Source organism: Bradyrhizobium sp. ARR65, assembly GCF_000472385.1.
Lineage (GTDB): Bacteria > Pseudomonadota > Alphaproteobacteria > Rhizobiales > Xanthobacteraceae > Bradyrhizobium.
Window position 1 is genome coordinate 1 of the sequence record NZ_AWZU01000052.1, and the last position, 17,190, is coordinate 17,190.

Annotated in this window: 17 protein-coding genes; 1 reads left to right on the top strand and 16 read right to left on the bottom strand. The window is 63.6% G+C overall.

The genetic code is table 11. The annotated features are described in order from the left end of the window. Positions 1-271: 271 nt before the first annotated feature. From F758_RS0135675 to F758_RS0135695, 5 genes are all read right to left on the bottom strand, one after another. Positions 272-1,648 carry an ATP-binding protein gene (locus F758_RS0135675; RefSeq protein WP_024512339.1) on the bottom strand — a complete coding sequence of 459 codons (1,377 nt, stop codon included), beginning with the start codon at positions 1,646-1,648 and terminating at the stop codon, positions 272-274. Continuing rightward, positions 1,635-2,327 carry a response regulator transcription factor gene (locus F758_RS0135680; protein ID WP_024512340.1) on the bottom strand — a complete coding sequence of 231 codons (693 nt, stop codon included), beginning with the start codon at positions 2,325-2,327 and terminating at the stop codon, positions 1,635-1,637. Before F758_RS0135680 ends, F758_RS0135675 begins: the two co-directional genes overlap by 14 nt. Before the next feature lie 83 nt (positions 2,328-2,410). After that, positions 2,411-2,947, bottom strand: a complete 537-nt coding sequence (locus F758_RS51165) for a hypothetical protein (protein WP_035724251.1) — start codon at positions 2,945-2,947, stop codon at positions 2,411-2,413. A 287-nt stretch (positions 2,948-3,234) separates the two neighbouring features. Continuing rightward, positions 3,235-3,684 carry a cupin domain-containing protein gene (locus F758_RS0135690; protein ID WP_051387137.1) on the bottom strand — a complete coding sequence of 150 codons (450 nt, stop codon included), beginning with the start codon at positions 3,682-3,684 and terminating at the stop codon, positions 3,235-3,237. Between the two features lie 21 nt (positions 3,685-3,705). After that, a complete protein-coding gene (locus F758_RS0135695) occupies positions 3,706-4,161 on the bottom strand; it encodes a carboxymuconolactone decarboxylase family protein (protein WP_024512343.1) in 456 nt (151 codons plus the stop codon). Positions 4,162-4,297: 136 nt separating this feature from the next. Here F758_RS0135695 and pdxR point away from each other — a divergent pair, with 136 nt between their 5' ends. Beyond that, positions 4,298-5,728: a MocR-like pyridoxine biosynthesis transcription factor PdxR gene (gene pdxR, locus F758_RS0135700; RefSeq protein ID WP_084305923.1), complete on the top strand. Its 1,431-nt coding sequence runs from the start codon at positions 4,298-4,300 to the stop codon at positions 5,726-5,728. An 86-nt stretch (positions 5,729-5,814) separates the two neighbouring features. On the opposite strand, the gene mmsB is transcribed toward pdxR, so the two are convergent. The 11 genes from mmsB to F758_RS0135760 all read right to left on the bottom strand — a co-directional run bounded on the left by mmsB (position 5,815) and on the right by F758_RS0135760 (position 17,123). Further along, complete coding sequence (gene mmsB / locus F758_RS0135705; RefSeq protein WP_024512345.1) at positions 5,815-7,005, bottom strand: multiple monosaccharide ABC transporter permease; 1,191 nt, start codon at positions 7,003-7,005, stop codon at positions 5,815-5,817. Next, positions 7,002-8,579: a multiple monosaccharide ABC transporter ATP-binding protein gene (mmsA, locus tag F758_RS0135710; RefSeq protein ID WP_024512346.1), complete on the bottom strand. Its 1,578-nt coding sequence runs from the start codon at positions 8,577-8,579 to the stop codon at positions 7,002-7,004. The genes mmsB and mmsA overlap by 4 nt, the downstream gene beginning before the upstream one ends. An 84-nt stretch (positions 8,580-8,663) precedes the next feature. Further along, positions 8,664-9,737 carry a multiple monosaccharide ABC transporter substrate-binding protein gene (gene chvE / locus F758_RS0135715; RefSeq protein ID WP_024512347.1) on the bottom strand — a complete coding sequence of 358 codons (1,074 nt, stop codon included), beginning with the start codon at positions 9,735-9,737 and terminating at the stop codon, positions 8,664-8,666. A gap of 65 nt (positions 9,738-9,802) precedes the next feature. After that, positions 9,803-10,687, bottom strand: a complete 885-nt coding sequence (locus F758_RS0135720; protein WP_024512348.1) for an SMP-30/gluconolactonase/LRE family protein — start codon at positions 10,685-10,687, stop codon at positions 9,803-9,805. After that, on the bottom strand, positions 10,687-11,769 hold the full coding sequence (locus tag F758_RS0135725; RefSeq protein WP_024512349.1) for an aldose epimerase family protein: 1,083 nt from the start codon (positions 11,767-11,769) through the stop codon (positions 10,687-10,689). The genes F758_RS0135720 and F758_RS0135725 overlap by 1 nt, the downstream gene beginning before the upstream one ends. Further along, positions 11,766-12,542 (bottom strand): FadR/GntR family transcriptional regulator, encoded by a 777-nt coding sequence (locus tag F758_RS0135730; RefSeq protein WP_024512350.1) that lies wholly within the window; start codon positions 12,540-12,542, stop codon positions 11,766-11,768. The genes F758_RS0135725 and F758_RS0135730 overlap by 4 nt, the downstream gene beginning before the upstream one ends. A gap of 388 nt (positions 12,543-12,930) precedes the next feature. Then, entirely contained in the window at positions 12,931-13,857 is a 927-nt protein-coding gene (locus F758_RS0135740) for a Gfo/Idh/MocA family protein (protein ID WP_024512352.1), read from the bottom strand. Between the two features lie 190 nt (positions 13,858-14,047). After that, positions 14,048-15,016, bottom strand: coding sequence for a PDR/VanB family oxidoreductase (locus F758_RS0135745; RefSeq protein ID WP_024512353.1), 969 nt, complete (start codon positions 15,014-15,016; stop codon positions 14,048-14,050). Beyond that, positions 15,013-15,534 carry an MOSC domain-containing protein gene (locus F758_RS0135750; RefSeq protein WP_024512354.1) on the bottom strand — a complete coding sequence of 174 codons (522 nt, stop codon included), beginning with the start codon at positions 15,532-15,534 and terminating at the stop codon, positions 15,013-15,015. The genes F758_RS0135745 and F758_RS0135750 overlap by 4 nt, the downstream gene beginning before the upstream one ends. Positions 15,535-15,591: 57 nt before the next feature. Further along, positions 15,592-16,905, bottom strand: a complete 1,314-nt coding sequence (locus tag F758_RS0135755) for an MFS transporter (protein WP_024512355.1) — start codon at positions 16,903-16,905, stop codon at positions 15,592-15,594. Continuing rightward, entirely contained in the window at positions 16,905-17,123 is a 219-nt protein-coding gene (locus F758_RS0135760; protein ID WP_024512356.1) for a hypothetical protein, read from the bottom strand. The genes F758_RS0135755 and F758_RS0135760 overlap by 1 nt, the downstream gene beginning before the upstream one ends. Positions 17,124-17,190: the final 67 nt, after the last annotated feature.

The following is a 17,190-nucleotide window of genomic DNA, read 5'->3' on the forward strand; positions in this document are numbered from 1 at the left end:
GGCGAGGCGGTCAAGTTTCACTGGATCGACGGGGATGGAAGGGTTGCGCTCAAGTGCGGTCATGTACGGTAGGCCTGTTGTGGAGGATAGGTCAGCATATAGTGCGTTTGGTGCGCGATGGAAGCGGAACCGGGGGCGTTCGCCGCTCGAAGCGTTATCGTCTTGGATGAAGCGTGTTCCTCACCATCACCGTCACCCCGCGNAAACGGCGTTCGCCGTTTGNGCGGGGATGACGGGTTAACATGGGCGCTCGCTTCAATTCGATCACGCTCTAGCCACCCGGCTCCGAGAACCAAAGCCTGAACTTCAGACCCGGCGCATTGTCCAGCATTTCGATCTGCGCCCCGTGCAGACGCGCCACCGCGGCGACCAGGCTGAGCCCGAGACCGTTGCCCGGCGTGTAGCGGCTTTGCTCGAGACGGTAGAAGCGCTTGAATACGTGGTCGTATTCGCAAGGAGGAATGCCGGGGCCGTCGTCGGCGATCGTGACGACCGGTTGGCCCTCAATATGTTCGCTTGATACGATGACCTGTCCGCCGGCGCGGCCGTGCTTGATTGCATTGTCGACAAGATTGGCGATGGCATCAAAGATCAGGTCCCGATCGCCGGTGACGAGGACGTCCCGATCGCCGCCGAGCGTCAGGTGGGTGCCATCCTGCTCGGCCGCAGCGTCGTAGAGCTCCACGACTTCGCTTGCGATCTCCGCCAGGTTTACGGTGCGAAAGCCTACTTTTCGCGCTTGCGTCTCGATCTGCGCGATCCGGACGATCGAGGCAAAGATGCGCAGGACGGCGTCAAGATCCGCGATGGTGTCGCCGATCAGCGCCTGATCGGCATCGCCGCTGCGCGGGCGCTGATAGGCCTTCTCCAGCCGCCCGCGCATACGCGTCAGCGGCGTGCGCAGGTCGTGCGCGACATTGTCGCTCACCTGTCTGACCTCGCCCATCAACGTTTCGATGCGATCCAGCATCAAGTTGAGATTCTCAGCAACGCGATCCCATTCGTCATGGCTGCCGCGCAGCGGGATTCGCTTGTCCAGGCCGCTCGCCATGATCGCCCGGCTGGTTGCATTGATCTGTTCGATCCGCCCCACGGTCCGGCGCGTCACCAGGATGCTTGCCATCGCAGCCAGCACGAAGATCAAGATGACGCCCGAGATCAGGGCCATCTTGATTTGAGCGGTAAAGCTGTCGAGATCGCTGATGTCGCGCCCGACCAGCAGGCGATCGCCACCCGCGAAGATCTCCACCATCCCACGCACCAGAGGCGGCCTGGTTGCGTCCGGCGCAGCATCGGCGGCGCGGAATTCGGTCCATCCGTTCGTCGTGGCGGCCTGCGGCCACTGCGCGAAATTCCCGGCCACCACGTTCGACGACGGATCGGCGAGCAGGTAGACGTGATCGGCAAATCCCCTGTCGGCCATGCGCTGGCGGATGAGCTCGATCAGCGCGTCGCGGCCCGAGCGCAAGTAAGCGTCGCGCAGGCTCATGTATTCGGCCAGGATGGTGCGATCCGACCGGCTGCGGACGTAGTGGGCAGTCGACAGATAGACGTAGCTGAAGATCGCGGAGACGATCACGCCGAACGTCCCGATCGCGATCAGCGCCAGCTTGAAGGTCGACGACGTCAGCGTCTTAGCCAGGAGCACGGAGACAATACCCGACGCCGCGAACCGTGTGGATCAGCGGATAGGCCTGCTGGTCGTCGACCTTGCGGCGCACCCGGCCGACATAGACATCGATGATATTGGTCGACGGATCGAAATGCAGGTCCCAGACGTGCTGCAGCAGCATCGCGCGCGACACGACGCGGCCTTCGTTGCGCACCAGATACTCCAAGAGCTGAAATTCCTTGGGCAGAAGCAGAATTTCCTTGCCACGCCGGCTGGCGGTCCGCGAGATCAGGTCGATGGCGAGATCGCCGACGCGCAGGATGGTCTCCTTGGCGACGGTGTCGCTGCGGCGGCCCAGCGCCTCCAGCCGCGCAAGCAGTTCGAGGAAGGAAAACGGCTTGACCAGGTAATCATCGCCGCCGGCGCGCAAGCCGCGTACGCGATCGTCGACTTCGCCGAGCGCACTGATGATCAGGAAGGGCGCGGCGATGCCGTTATTGCGCAACTGGCGCATTACCGTGATGCCATCGATATCCGGCAACATGCGGTCGATCGTGATCACGGCGTAATCGCGAGCCGCGCCGAGCCTCAGCGCCTCGCCGCCGGTAGCGGCGAGATCCACCTGATAGCCGCTGGTCGCGAGCTGCTCCGTCAACTGGCCGGCGGTTTCCGGGTCGTCCTCGACGACGAGGATGCGGCGACGACCTCCCGTCATGGCTTTGCTCCGACGATCGCCACCAGCCTACCAAGGCTGGTGGGACATGCGCCAGTGGCGATCATCACGAGGATGCGCGGCGGTTAGAAGTAGCCGTAATCCACGCAGACATTAACCCACTGCGCACCATACGGCGTCCACGCCCAGCGCCAGCAGCCATCGTAGAAGGCGTAATCAGCATAGAAGAACGGTCCGCCAAAAAAAGCAAAGCGCCGGAAGCGATGGTGGAAGAAGGGGCGATGGAAGCCGAAGCGTGAGAACCCCGGCGTGAAGGCCGCATGAGCGAAGCGCGCGCTTGCGAAACGGCTCCCGGCAAAGCGCGGGCCGCCAGCAAATCCACCGAAGCGCGGACCTGGGCCGATAGCCGCAAATCGCGGGCCTCCGCCCATTCCGCCGAAGCGCGTTCCTCCGCCCATGCCGCCGAAATGCATTCCGCCTCCTCCCATGCCGCGCATGCCACCTCCGAAGCCGCCGGCGTGCATGCCGCCGCCGCCGAAGCCTCCGCCATGCCCGCCACCGCCGAAGCCACCGCCGCCGCCACCACGGCCGAAGGCCGGCGACGCAAGCGCAAGCGCGGTCCCGAGCGCGCCTGCAATGAGAGATTTAGCAAGCTTGTTCATCCCATTCCTCCATTGTCCAGCAGCGATGAAACCAGTCGCAAGAGGAGGTCAGCAGACCCAAGTCATGCCACTTCTTCAACTGACAAATGCGCCAGATTCTGACACCGATGTTAGGCTTCTTCATCCGCGGGAGGTCGTCCGACCGCAACGCTGTCACGCAAGCGTCGTCGTCGAGGGAAATCCGCGCGCTGAGCCGGCGTCAGGATCGGGAAACGCAAAGGATCGGCCGGCAACGGTCTCGGCAGCTGGGTATCGTGGCCGGTTGCAGCTCGGCGATCAAATCAGGTTCAGAGCGGCTTCATCAGTTCGACGCCCGATGCTCCCTTTGGCGCGATATAGATCGCGAGCAAGGTCGCAGTCTCCGTTGTGCTGGCATTGCGCGAGACGCGATGCACCGCGCCGGGCGGCTCCCACCACGCCTCGCCGGCGCGATAGGTTTGCTCACGCCCCTCGCCGACCTGCGAGGCGATTTCGCCCGCGACGACGAAGGCCATCACCCCATTGGCATGCAGATGCGGCGGCGAACCGGCTCCGGGTGGATAGGTCACCTCGACGAGGGTAAGATCCAGATCGGAGTTGCCGGGCAGCGGCTGCTTGATGATTTCGCGCCGGGCCGAGGCACCTCCCGCCGGCTGCGCTTGCGCCGATGAAAGCGGGGCGGAACGCGCCGTCAGGGCCGCCACCAGGGAAAGCAGCGCGCCTTGGTTGAAGGTCCGCCGGTTGCTTGCAGTCTTCATCGCGAGATTCTCCTGTTGACCTTACGCAGCCCTGGGCTCGACCGCGGGTTGGCTGCGCAAGCTGATGGCGATGCGATTCCAGAGATTGATCATGCCGACGAGAATGGTGAGATCGGCGATTTCCTTGTCGGTGAAATGCGGGCGCAGCGCTTCATACGCTTCGTCAGGCGCATGTGTATCGGCGATGCGCGTGACCGCCTCGGTCCAGGCCAATGCGGCACGCTCGCGCGGCGTATATATGGGTGCTTCATGCCAGGCGTCGAGCAGATACAGCCGCTGCTCGCTCTCGCCGGCCCGGCGCGCGTCGCGACTGTGGACCGCAAGGCAATAGGCGCAGCCATTGATCTGCGAAGCGCGCATTTTCACCAAATGAATCAGCCGCTCCTCAAGCCCGCACTGGTGCAGATATTTTTCCACGGCAACCAAGGCGGCATAGCCATCAGGCGCGATCTTCGGGGCGGATACTCTCTGTGCCATTGCTCATTATCCTTCAATGCTTGCTCCGCCGACGGAGCGATCGCCGCGCGAAGCCCGATTGGTCATTTCATCATCGCGCAAGGTAAGGGCGCTTGGCCTATGCGTTAGGGCCAAGATGCGTTAATCTGATTAGGCCATGGCGTATTCCCCTCCGCCCCTGATGCTCGCCGGCGGCAAGACGCCGATACACCGGCAGATCTACGATCATTTCAGGTCGGCCATCACCACGGGCCAGCTTCGGCCGGGTGATCGGCTGCCATCGGCGCGCAGCCTCGCACAGCAACTGAGCGTCGCGCGCGGCACCGTCGACACCGCCTACGCGATGCTGACCGGCGAAGGCTACGTCGTCAGCCGTCGCGCGTTGGGAACGATCGTGTCACCGCACCTGCCGAGCCTGGCGGCGCGAAGAGCGGCAACGGAGAGACGCGATGCGCCGCTCCCGCTGCAACCGGCGCAGCGTGAGCCGAGGCCCTTCCAGCTCGGCCTGCCGGCACTCGACGCATTTCCGCGCAAGCTCTGGTCGCGCCTCGTTGCCCGCGAGGCCCGCGCGTTGTCGGCGGCCGATATGGCCTACCCGGACGGCGCCGGATATTGGCCGCTGCGCGAGGCCATTGCCGCCTATCTCGCGGTCGGTCGCGGCGCGATCTGCAGCGCGCGGCAGGTGGTGATCACGAGCGGGTACCAGGGGGCGCTCGGCCTGATCATCCGGGCGCTATTGAAGCCCAAGGACAAGGTCTGGTTCGAAGATCCATGTTATCACCTGGCGCGCGCGGCGTTCGAGGCTGCGGGCACGAGAATTATACCTGTCCCAGTCGATGCCGAGGGCATGCGGGTCTCGGAAGGCATCGCGCGCGCACCTGACGCGCGGCTCGCGGTCGTGACCCCGTCGCACCAGAGTCCGCTCGGCGTTGCCTTGTCTCTGCCACGCCGACTGTCACTGCTGTCATGGGCGGCGGAGGCGCGCGCCATCATCGTCGAAGACGACTATGACGGCGAGTTCCATTATGCGGGCCGGCCGCTGCCTGCACTGAAGAGCCTCGATCGCGGCGGCTGCGTGATCTATGCGGGCAGCCTGAGCAAGGTGCTCTTTCCAGGCCTGCGCCTTGGTTATCTGGTGCTGCCGGACGATCTTGCCGACGCGTTCGAGCGCACCATCCGGAACAGCGATGCCCGCATCGCGACCTTCGAACAACGCGTCGTCGCCGGCTTCATGACCGAAGGACATTTTGCGCGGCACCTGAAGCGCATGCGCAGCCTCTACGCCGAGCGCCGGCAAGCGCTGGCCGATGCGCTCAAAAATGTGTTCGGCGATCGCGTGATCGTCGATCTGCAGCCCGGCGGCATGCATCTGATCGCGCGCTTTGCGAGCCTCCGGCGCGACAGCGAATTGGCGAGCAAGGCAGAGGCCGCAGGCTTTGCGGTGGAACCACTGTCCCGTCGCGCCATTCGACCTGGCTGCGGGGACGGTCTGCTGCTCGGCTTCACCAATGTCGCCGGGCAGGATGCGCAGCGCCTCTGCCGGCGTCTTGCGAACGCGATCGGAGAGACCTTGCGCGCGGGCGCGTGACACTGAGCCGCGGCGCTAGAGCAAGATGGGGCTTGGTCGGACCGGCAACCGCCGAGGCAGCCAACTGAACCCAATCTCATCACGCGCTAGCGGCGCTGGTTATAGACATCGAGGCAGACGGCGCCCAGCAACACCAGGCCCTTGATCACCTGCTGATAATCGATGCCGATGCCGAGGATCGACATGCCGTTGTTCATCACGCCCATGATCATGGCGCCGACCACCGCGCCGCCGACCCGCCCCACCCCGCCATAAGCCGAGGCGCCGCCGATGAAGCAGGCGGCGATGACGTCGAGCTCGAAACCGGCGCCGGCCTTGGGGGTTGCCGTGTTGAGACGGGCGGCGAAGACGAGGCCCGCGAGCGCGGCCAGCACGCCCATGTTGACGAAGGTCAGGAAGGTCAGCCGCTCGGTCTTGATGCCCGACAGCTTAGCCGCCTTGGCGTTGCCGCCGACGGCGTAGATCTGGCGGCCGATCACGGTCCGCCGCGTCACAAAGCCGTACAGGGCAATCAGCGCCGTCATGATGACGAGCACGTTCGGCAAACCCCGGTGCGAGGCGATCAGATAGGTGAAATAGAGCACCACGCCGGCAAGCACCGCACTCTTGCCGACAAAGAAAGCATAAGGCTCGACCTCGATGCCATGCGAGGCTTCGCGTGCGCGAACCTTGGCGCTGGCATAGACCAGCGCGAGCGCCAGCGCGGCGCCGATCAAAAGCGAGGTCGGGTGAAAAGTGCCCGCGCCTGAAAACAGCTCCGGAATGAAGCCCGACGACAGTTTCTGGAAGGTCGCCGGAAACGGCCCGACCGACTGGCCCTGCAGCACGGCAAGCGCCAGCCCCTTGAACACCAGCATGCCCGCGAGCGTGACGATGAAGGAGGGAATCCCGAAATAGGCGACCCAATAGCCCTGCGCCGCCCCGATCGCTGCACCCACCAGAAGGCAGGCGATGAAGGCGAGCGGGTAGTCGATGTGATAGCGCACCATCAGCACGGCCGCGACCGCGCCGACGAAGCCCGCGACCGAACCGACGGAAAGATCGATATGGCCGGTGACGATCACGAGCAGCATGCCGAGCGCCATGATGACGATGTAGCTGTTCTGCAGCACGAGATTGGTGAGGTTGAGCGGCTGCAGCAGCGTGCCGTCGGTCACCACCTGGAAGAACAGCATGATCACGAACAGCGACAGCAACATGCCGTAGTTGCGCAAATTGTGCTTGATGAAGCTGCCGGCCTTGTGCTCCTCGGGCAGCGAAACCGTCTTGTCGGTCATGGCCGCACTCCTCCCATCTCCATGTCGCTCTCGCGCGCGCCGTTTCCGGTTCTCTTGTTATGCATGATGGCGCGCATGATCTTTTCCTGCGTGGCATCGCCGCTTGCAAATTCGCCGACAAAGGCGCCGTCGTTCATCACGCAGATCCGGTCGCAGATGCCGAGCAATTCCGGCATTTCCGACGAGATCACCACGACGCCTTTGCCGGCCTCAGCGAGCTCGTTGATGATGCAATAGATCTCATATTTCGCGCCGACGTCGATGCCGCGGGTCGGCTCGTCCAGGATCAGCACCTGCGGGTCGGTCATCAGCCATTTCGACAACACGACCTTCTGCTGGTTGCCGCCGGAGAGCTGGCCGGTCTCCTGGTAGACGTCGGAGCAGCGAATGCGCATGCGGGTTCGATAATCGCTGGCGGCCCTCAACTCCGCGACATCGTCGATGACCCAACGCGGCGCCACCTGGGCGAGGCTTGCGAGCGTGACGTTCTTGCGCACGTCGTCGGCGAGGATCAGGCCGAGCTGCTTGCGATCCTCGGTCACGTAAGCGAGGCCGGCGTCGATGGCGGCCGGGACGCTGGAAAGGTCGACCTCGCAGCCCTCGAGTGCAATGCGGCCCGTGATATTGCGGCCCCAGGCGCGACCGAACAGGCTCATGGCGAATTCGGTGCGGCCGGCACCCATCAGGCCGGCGATGCCGACGACCTCGCCGCGCCTGACGTGGAAATCAACGTTCTTGATGACCTGCCGCTCGGGATGCAGCGGATGGTAGACCGACCAGTTTCTGACCTCCAGGACGGGACTGCCGATGTGGGCGTGACGCTCGGGAAAGCGATGCGCGAGGTCGCGATTGACCATGCTGCGAATGATGCGATCTTCCTCCACCGGCTGTGTGCCGCAATCGATGCTGTCGACGGTGCGGCCGTCGCGCAGCACCGTGATGCGGTCGGCGACGCGGGCGACCTCGTTCAATTTGTGGGAAATCAGGATCGAGGCGATCCCCTGCTTGCGGAACGCAAGCAGCCGATCGAGCAGCGCCGCGCTGTCGGCCTCGTTCAAGCTGGCGGTCGGCTCGTCGAGGATCAACAGCCGCACGCGCTTGGACAGCGCCTTTGCGATCTCGACGAGCTGCTGCTTGCCGACGCCGAGATCGGTGATCAGCGTATCGGGATGCTCGCGCAGGCCCACCTGGGCCAATAACTCGCGCGTCTGCCGATACACCGCGTCACGATCGATGATGCCGAGCCGCGCGGGCGGATGCGACAGGAAGATGTTCTCGGCGATCGACAGCAGCGGGATCAGCGCCAGTTCCTGGTGGATGATGATGATGCCGAGCGCCTCGGAATCGTTGATATCGCGAAAGCGCCGCTCCTCGCCCTCGAAGATGATGGCGCCCTCATAGCTGCCGTGGGGGTAGACCCCGCTCAGCACCTTCATCAGCGTCGATTTGCCGGCGCCGTTCTCACCGACGAGGGCGTGGATCTCGCCGGCCCGAACGGTGAAATTGACGTCGCGCAGCGCCTGCACGCCCGCAAAGCTCTTGCTGACGCCGCGCATTTCCAGCATTGCCGTCATCGCATCATGTCCCGCGTCGCCGAACGGTGTTTCCTCGGGGAGTCTCCGGCAGGCGCGGGTTCCACGCCTGCCGGAGATTGCAGTTCAGTCGAATTGCGAGCGCTTGTAGTAGCCGGAGTCAATCAAGACCTTCTCCCAATTGCCTTTGTCGACCACCACGGGCTTGAGCAGATAGGAGGGCACCACCTTGACGCCGTTGTTGTAGGATTTGGTGTCGTTGACGGGAACCTGCTTGCCGCCCAGCGCCGCATCGACCATGTCGGCGGCGACCTTCGCGAGATCCCTCGTATCCTTGAAGATTGTCGAAGACTGGTCGCCGCGCAGAATCGCCTTGATCGAGGGCACCTCCGCGTCCTGGCCGCTGATCACAGGCATCGGCTGGTCGGGGCTGCCATAGCCGACGCCCTTAAGCGAGGAAATGATGCCAATAGAGATGCCGTCGTAAGGCGACAGCACGGCGTCGAGATGCTTGCTGCCATAGAAGGCGCTGAGCAGATTGTCCATGCGCGCCTGCGCGGTGGCGCCGTCCCAGCGTAAGGTCGCCACCTTGTCCATGCCCATCTGGCCAGAGACGACGACGAGCTTCTTGCTGTCGATGTAGGGTTGCAGCACCGACATCGCGCCGTTGTAGAAGAAGTAGGCGTTGTTGTCGTCAGGCGAGCCGCCGAACAGCTCGATGTTGAACGGACCCTTGCCGTCCTTCAAGCCGAGCTTCTGCTCGATCGACTGTGCCTGCAGCACGCCGACCTGGAAATTGTCGAAGGTCGCGTAGTAATCGACATTCGGCGTATCGCGGATCAGGCGGTCATAGGCGATCACGGTGATGCCGTTGGCCTTGGCCTGCTTGAGCACGTCGGAGAGCGTGGTGCCGTCGATCGCCGCGATTACCAACGCCTTGACGCGCTTGGTCACCATGTTCTCGACCTGCGAGAGCTGGTTGGGGATATCGTCCTCGGCATATTGCAAATCGGCATCATAGCCGCGCTCCTTCAACGTCTTGACCATGTTGTTGCCGTCGTCGATCCAGCGCGCGGAGGATTTTGTCGGCATGGCAATGCCGATCGTCCCCTTGCCCTGGGCGAGCGCGCCAGTGCTTGAGGACATCGCTGCGAAACTCGCCAGGGCGAGCGCGGCAAAGGCGGTCTTCAGCTTGAGCATTCTTCCACTCCCTTTCTTCTCTTGGTTTTGACGTTACGATCGAAGATTGACTGTCCCTCGTTCCCTTACGAAGTTCCGAGCTTCACGTCGGGCTCCGGACGCCCGGGCGCAGATGCCTCCAACAGGAAGGTGCGGCCATGCTCGGGATCGGCAGCGCGCGCGGCCTCGTCCATATCCTGCCAGGCGGAGGTGACGAGCAGGCGCGACAGATCGGGGCCGACGAAAGCCGGGCAGCTTGCCTGGCGCGCCGGCACGTGGAGGCAGCGCAGATGCGCGCCTTGCGGGCTGTAGATATCGACACAGCCGCCGCCCCAGCGCGCGTTCCAGATCCGGCCCTCGGCGTCGACCACCGCGCCGTCGAGCCCGCCGACATCGCGATGTCGCAGCAACTCCTCGGGCGGGCCGATAGGCAGGCCGGTCGAGGCATCGAGAGGAATGCGATAGAGCACGTTTTCCGCAGTATCAGCGAAATAGCCGAGCGCACCATCGGGTGAGAAGCAGATCGCGTTCGGAATCGCGATGGCTGAAAACAGCCGCGAGAGCTCGCCGCGGTGGAGCGCATAGATCGCCCCCATACCGCGCTCCGCCTTGCGGCCCATGGTGCCGATCCAGAAGGTGCCGGACGGATGCACCCGCGCGTCATTGGAGCGGGTGCGCGGATTATCGGCCTCAAGCGGGCGATAAAGCCTCATCGCGCCGTCGCCAACGTTACGAATATAAAGACCGTCTTCCGCGACGACGAGCTGGCGAGCGGCATCGATGCGCGCCAACGCGCTCGCCATCCTGCCCAGTGCGTGGCTGCGCACACGGCCGCTGCCAACATGCGCTTCAAAGAGGCGGCCTTCGAGAATATCGAACCACCAGGCGGTGTCGGTCGCCGCGTCATAGGTCGGCCCCTCGCCGAGATGACAGCGCTCCTCGCAAAGAATGGAGGTCCGCAGGCGCTCCATCATGCCCCTCCGCGTCGGCTCGAAAAGCGATAGACAATGTGGTGTCGATAGACTTCGCCGGGCGCCAGCCGCGGGCTCGGAAAATCCAGCCGGTTCGGCGCGTCGGGCCACACTTGCGGCTCGAGACAGATGGCGTCGGACTGTCGATAGAGCCGCCCCTGCTTTCCGGCGATCGACCCGTCGAGATAGTTCCCCGAATAGACCTGCAGGCCTGGCTGGTCGGTGAAGAGCTCGAGGACGCGGCCCGACCGGGGCGCCTCCAGCCGCGCGGCAAATTTCAACTGCCGATCGTCTGCCAGGCAGAAATTGTGGTCATAGCCTCTCCCGTTTCGCAACTGCGCGTTATCCTGGCGGATCCGGGTGCCGATGGCGGTGGGCTTACGGAAATCGAAGGGGGTGCCCGCAACGGAGCGCGGTGTCGTTGGCAGGGGAATTGCCGTCGTATCAATCGCGAGAAAATGCTCGGCCGCGACCGTCAGGCGGTGATCGAGGATATCGGTCCCCGAAGCCGCGCCTTCAAGATTGAAAAAGCTATGATTGGTGAGGTTGACGACGGTCGGGCGGTCCGTGCTTGCCCTGAAGACAAGCGACAATTCGGATGGGCCCGTGAGCTGATACATCACGCTGGCTGCGAGCCGGCCAGGATAGCCTTCCTCGCCATCGGCGCTGACATAGGTCAGCGTGACAGAGGGCTGCTCACCCTCGTCCGTCTCCGTAATCTGCCAGAGCTGCCGGTCGAAACCGTTGGGCCCGCCATGCAGGGCATGCGGGCCATTGTTGGCCGCAAGCCGCACCATCTCGTCATCGAGCTCGAAGCGGGCATTGGCAACGCGGTTGGCGTAGCGGCCGACGGTCGCGCCGAAGAAGCGCCGCTCGCCAACATAACCGGCCAGATCGTCATGGCCGAGCACGATGTCTTCGCAATGCCCGGCCGCATCGGGAGCGATCAGCGCCTGCAGCACCGCGCCGTAGGTGATGACATGGGCTGCGAAACCTTTTGCGCCGTGGAGCACGATGCGTTCCACCGCGCGGCCATCCGGCAGCGCGCCGAAGATATCCCTGACGAGGCGCTGACCGGTCATGGCTCGTCCTTCCAATCCGGCTTGGCTGCCACATTCTCGGCTACTTGCAAGCCCGCCGATCGCTCGTGGCGGTGCATGCCGTTATGAATGACCTCGATCATGGCTCTCGCCGCCATGTCGGCGTCGCGGTCCGCGATGGCGTCGACGATGCGCTGGTGCCAGAGCAGGACAGTCTCGCGGTCCTGCTCCTCAGATGGCGCGCTCAGCAGAAAAGAGGCGCGCAAGGCAGCCTCGATCACATGGCCGATCGAGCGCATGAACAAATTGCCTGACGCATTGGCCACCGCGATGTGCAAAGCGAGATCGGCATCGGCAAAGCCGATGGAATCGGGAGCTTCCTGCCGCATCAGCTCCATGCTGCACTTGAGCGCAACGATGTCGGCCTCGGAGCGGCGCGCCGCAGCCAGCCGCGCCGCGCGGGGTTCGACGGCGAGACGGATCTCGGCAAGATCGCCGAGAAACCGCCGGTCGATGCCGGCGTCGAGATGCCAGGCGAGCACATCGGCGTCGAACATGTTCCAGGCGCCGCGCTCGCGCACGATAGTGCCGACCCGGGCCTTGGTCGAGAGCAGCCCTTTTGCCACGAGCGTCTTGACGGCTTCGCGCAGCACCGGCCGCGATACGCCGAACATCGCGATGAGCTCAGCATCGCCCGGCAACCGCATTCCTTTCGCGTAGCGGCCGGCGATGATGTCGACGCCGATGCTGCGCGCGACCTCCTCGTGGTTGGAATGAGCACGCCGCGTGGGGATAACGACAATGCGCGATGTCATGGCTTTTGCTCCTGCACGAACGCCGCCGAGCGGCGCGTCTATGCACACCGGTCACGAGGCCGGGCGCGTCGACGGATCATGCAATGCGCGAACGGATCGCCAGGAGCGGAGCACCTTCAGTGGACTGCGAGATTATGCGAACGGCCGACGCGGTGGCCGCAACAAGTGCTTTGAGGATCATGAGGCGCGTTCTCCCAAGGTGATTATCCAGGTGCCACTTCTTTGGTGTCGTGGCACCTTCGAGCCGCCCGTTTGGGTGCAGCAACAGGACTATTTCACGGAAAACGTGCGCCGACTAGTCATATTATTTGACTATTTCGCGTCTTTTTTTGCTGGATCCTGTCGCCTCAAAAGACGCTGGTAAGGGGAAGCATCCGGCGCCTCCTGCTTAGAAGTCAAAGGATTCGGCCTGCCGCGCCCGGCCGAGCAGGAAGGCATCGGCCACGAGTTGCAATGGCGACAAGTCGACATCGCTTCGGTTTTCCCGGACGAGTTCGACGAAGCGGCGATAGAGCAGCGGATAGGAGTCTTTCTTGGCGTCGACCAGGATTTCCGCCCCGGCGAGCAAGCGGGCGCCGCCGGCGGAGAGGCTGACAGGCCCTTTGTCGGTTTCGATATGGATTTCCCAGATTTCGCGGTTGCGCTCACGAAAATCAAAGCTCGCCCGGATCGGCAGGCCGGCGCCATCGGACAGTTCGAGTTCGACGGCAATCGGGGCTGCACGGTTTGCGGGAATCTCCAAAGTCGAGGCCGTCACGAATGGGGGCCGCGGCAGGATGCGCGTCAGAATCGAGAGCGCATTGATGCCAGGATCGAACACGCCAAAGCCGCCGGGTGCAAAAATCCACTCCTGACCCGGATGCCATTTGCGGACATCTTCCTTCCAGGTGATGGTTGCGCCCAGCAGCTTGCGCTCCGCAAGCAGGCGCCGCGCCGGCTCCACGGCAGGCGCGAACCGCGCGTGCCAGCTCGCAAACAAACTGCGCCGCGCCTCGCGCGCCGCCGCAATGAGCGGAAGAATCTCGCTGATCGCTCGGCCCGGCGGCTTTTCCAGGAACACATGTTTTTGCGCGGCGAGGGCTAGCGCGGCTTGCGCGCGCCGGATCTGCGGCGGTGTCGCGAGCGCAACCGCATCGATCTCCGGACCCTCGCGCAGCAGCTCTTCTAGTGAGCGAAAATGCGGGACGCTCGCAGTCACGGGATTCGGATCAGCAACGGCCACCAGCGTCACGCCGTCCGTCGTTGCAATGGCCGGGACATGCTGGTCGTGCGCGATCTTGCCGAAGCCGACAATCGCTATCCGAATGTCGCTCAACGTTTGTTCCTTTAGGTGAATAGCCGGAACCGGCGGGGAGGATCGCGGCAGCATAACCGCGGCGATCTTCTCACTCTACCGGAAAGGCGCCCACGTCAACCCGTCATCCTTCGAGGCTATCCTTCGAGGCTCGCTTTCGCTCGCACCTCAGGATGATGAAACCAGATCGGGTGTCCACGGCGAACTGGTCCTAGAGATCCAAGATCAATCGTTCGGACTCCGACCCGGCGACGCAGACCATCAGGAAGCGCTCGCGTTCATACGGCGACAGCACGCGATCACGGTGCAGCGGCTTGCCTTCGAGCCAGCCGACCTTGCAGGCGCCGCAGATGCCGCCGCAGCAGGAGGTCGGCACCTCGATGCCGACATCCTCCAATGCGGACAACATGCTCTGGCCGGCGCGCACCGGAATTTCGGTGCCCGCACGCGCAAGCACGAGCGTGTACGGCTTTGCATGGGGATCGACAGCGAGCGGGGGCGGCACGAAGCGTTCGATATGAACATTGTTGGCAGGCCAGCCTTCGACTGCCTGCTCGAAATCGGAAATCATCGATTCCGGACCGCAACAGGCGATCACCGTATCCAGACGCGTGTCTGGACACACTTGACCAAGCAGGGCGGCGATTTCGGGACGACCATGTCTGGATGTGTCGTGCCACACGACGCGGCCTTCGGCGATCAGGGGCGCAAGCCGATGTTCGAGCGGCATAATCTGGCGTGCGATGACGTGAAGCGTGAAATCGTCGTGCCCGATCCGCCGCAGAGAGCTGGCGACGGACAGGTAGGGTGTGACGCCGATGCCGCCGGCGACAAGGATGTAGCGCGCTGCCGGGGAGTCCAGCACAAGCCCGCCGCGCGGCAGCGAAAGGCCGATGCTGTCGCCGATCCTCACCTCCTCATGCAGTGCGATCGAGCCGCCGCGGCCCTCGGCCTCGCGCCTGACTGCAACCACATAACGCGTGTTGTCGGCGGGATCGTTGCATAGCGAATAGGTCCGCACGAGACCATTCGCCAAATGCAGATCGATATGCGCGCCCGGCTTGAACGGCGGCAGCTCCCATCGATCGGGATCGACCAGGGTGAACACCTTGATGCCATGGCCGTCGTCATCGATGGACTCGACGACGGCCTTAACGGTCGTGATCGGCCGCTTGGTCATGCGGCGTTGCGCACGATGTCGCCGATCTTGACGACGCCGCCCCGAATGATCTTGCAGTTAAGCCCCGAGCGGTTGATCAGCGCATCGAAGATCGCCTTGCCGGTAATCTCCTCGATATGCCGGCAGGGAATCGACAGCCGTGTGGCCTCCAGCAGAGTCTCGCCGAGCCAGAAGCGCTGTCCGACCAGATGATTGAGCGGCACCCCTTCCACCGTCACATTGCGCCGGTGCTCGTGCGCGCCCAACTCGATGTTGGCATCGCGCTTGAGTGCGATCAGTGTCTCCAGTTCGAATAAGGTGACCTGCCGACCCTCTTCCGGCTTGTGCGAATAGAAGCCCTCCTCGCGGCCGATCATGTAACGATCGCCCTCGATGCCCTTGCCTGCGACCAGCGTCACCTCGGGCATCGCGCGCATCGGCAAGAAGGCGCGCGGGGTGATGTGCAGATAACGGACAAAACCCGTCCACGACGGCTTTGCCGCGGTGTCCGCTTGAACAGCGTCGACTTTATCCAGCATGATGAAATATCCCGGTCAGACCGTTGAACCTAGCACAAAACGAGGCCGCGGCATGGATCAAGTCAGCTCCTTGTTCGCCATTTCGGGCGCGACATAGGTGGCAGTCGCCGTGATCATGGCGCACGCGATCAGGAACAGCGAAACCGGCCAGGTTGCGCCACCGCTTACGGCCATCAGAGATGCCGCGATCAGCGGGGTCAGGCCGCCGCTCAAGGCCGCACCGACCTGAAAGCCGAGCGAAGCACCGCTATAGCGCAGGCGCGCGGAAAACAGTTCCGAGTACCAGGGCGCGCCGATGCCGAACATCACCATCTGCCCGAAGCTGATGGCAATGACGATGGTGAGGATGACGATGGCGGGCTCACGCGTGTCAAGCAGCCAGAACAGCGGGAAGGCAAACAGGACGGAAAACGCACAGCTCGCAAAGAACATGGTCTTGCGGCCGACGCGATCCGATATCCAGCCGAACAGCGGAATGGCGAACAGCGCGACCACGGAGGAAGCAAACGCACCGTTCAACACGACACTGCGCGGCAGGCCGAGATGTGCGGTCGCGTAAGCGATCACAAAGACGCCGCCGATGCTGGCCCAGGCGATCTCGGAGATCTTCAGGCACACCGCGGTTAAGAAGGGCCGGCGGTGATGCTTGAAAATCTCGACCAGCGGCAGGCGGGCAACTCCATTCTTGGCCTGCACCTGACGGAATGCTCGAGTCTCATCCATGCTGAGACGGATGTAGAGACCGACACCGACCAGCAGGATCGAGATCAGGAAAGGAATCCGCCAGCCCCAGCTCATGAATTGCGCCTCGGGCAGACCGGCGACGAGAGCGAAGATGCCGACCGCAGCGATATTGCCGATGGGGTTGCCGACCTGCACCATGGCGCCCAGCAGCCCGCGCCGGTCGCTCGGACAATTCTCGACCACCATCAGCACGGCGCCGCCCCACTCGCCGCCGAGGCCGATGCCCTGCAGGAAGCGCAATACGACGAGAAGCAGCGGCGCGGCGATGCCGATCTGCTGATAGGTCGGCAGCAAGCCGATCAGGAAGGTGCCGAGGCCCATGACGATGATCGTGATTGCAAGCATCGCCTTGCGGCCGACGCGATCGCCGTAGTGACCGAAGACGGCGGCGCCGAGCGGACGCGCCAGGAAGCCAACCGCGTAAGTGCCGAACGCGGCGATCGTCGCCAGCGTCCCGTTGCCGGTGGGAAAGAAGATCTTGTTGAAGACGAGGGCCGTCGCGGTGGCGTAAATCAGAAAGTCGTACCACTCGACCGCGGTGCCGATGACGCTCGACCAGACGATCCGCCGCAAGGTCGCGCTATCGTCCTCAACGGTTTTGAAATCAACCTGCTCCGCTACGCTCATCAAGCTCTCCTTGTCGCGCGCACGCCTGCGCGCAGTTGGTCGGATGCCGGCTTGAAAGAGCGACCATGTTTACTAACAGCAATCAATTGCAGAAAAGCGGCAGTTGCCGCCCAAATCGGCACTAACGGCGATTTGCTGTATTTTGCGGCAATTTTGTCGCGTTTGACGCTGCCTTTGCTCATGAAATCCGCGCTGGTGCTTGAAATTTCGGCCATCATGTTTTCTGTGAGATATCAATCGCGGCTCGCCGATTGTGCAGCATTGGCGCCGCCCGCGCTGGCAGAT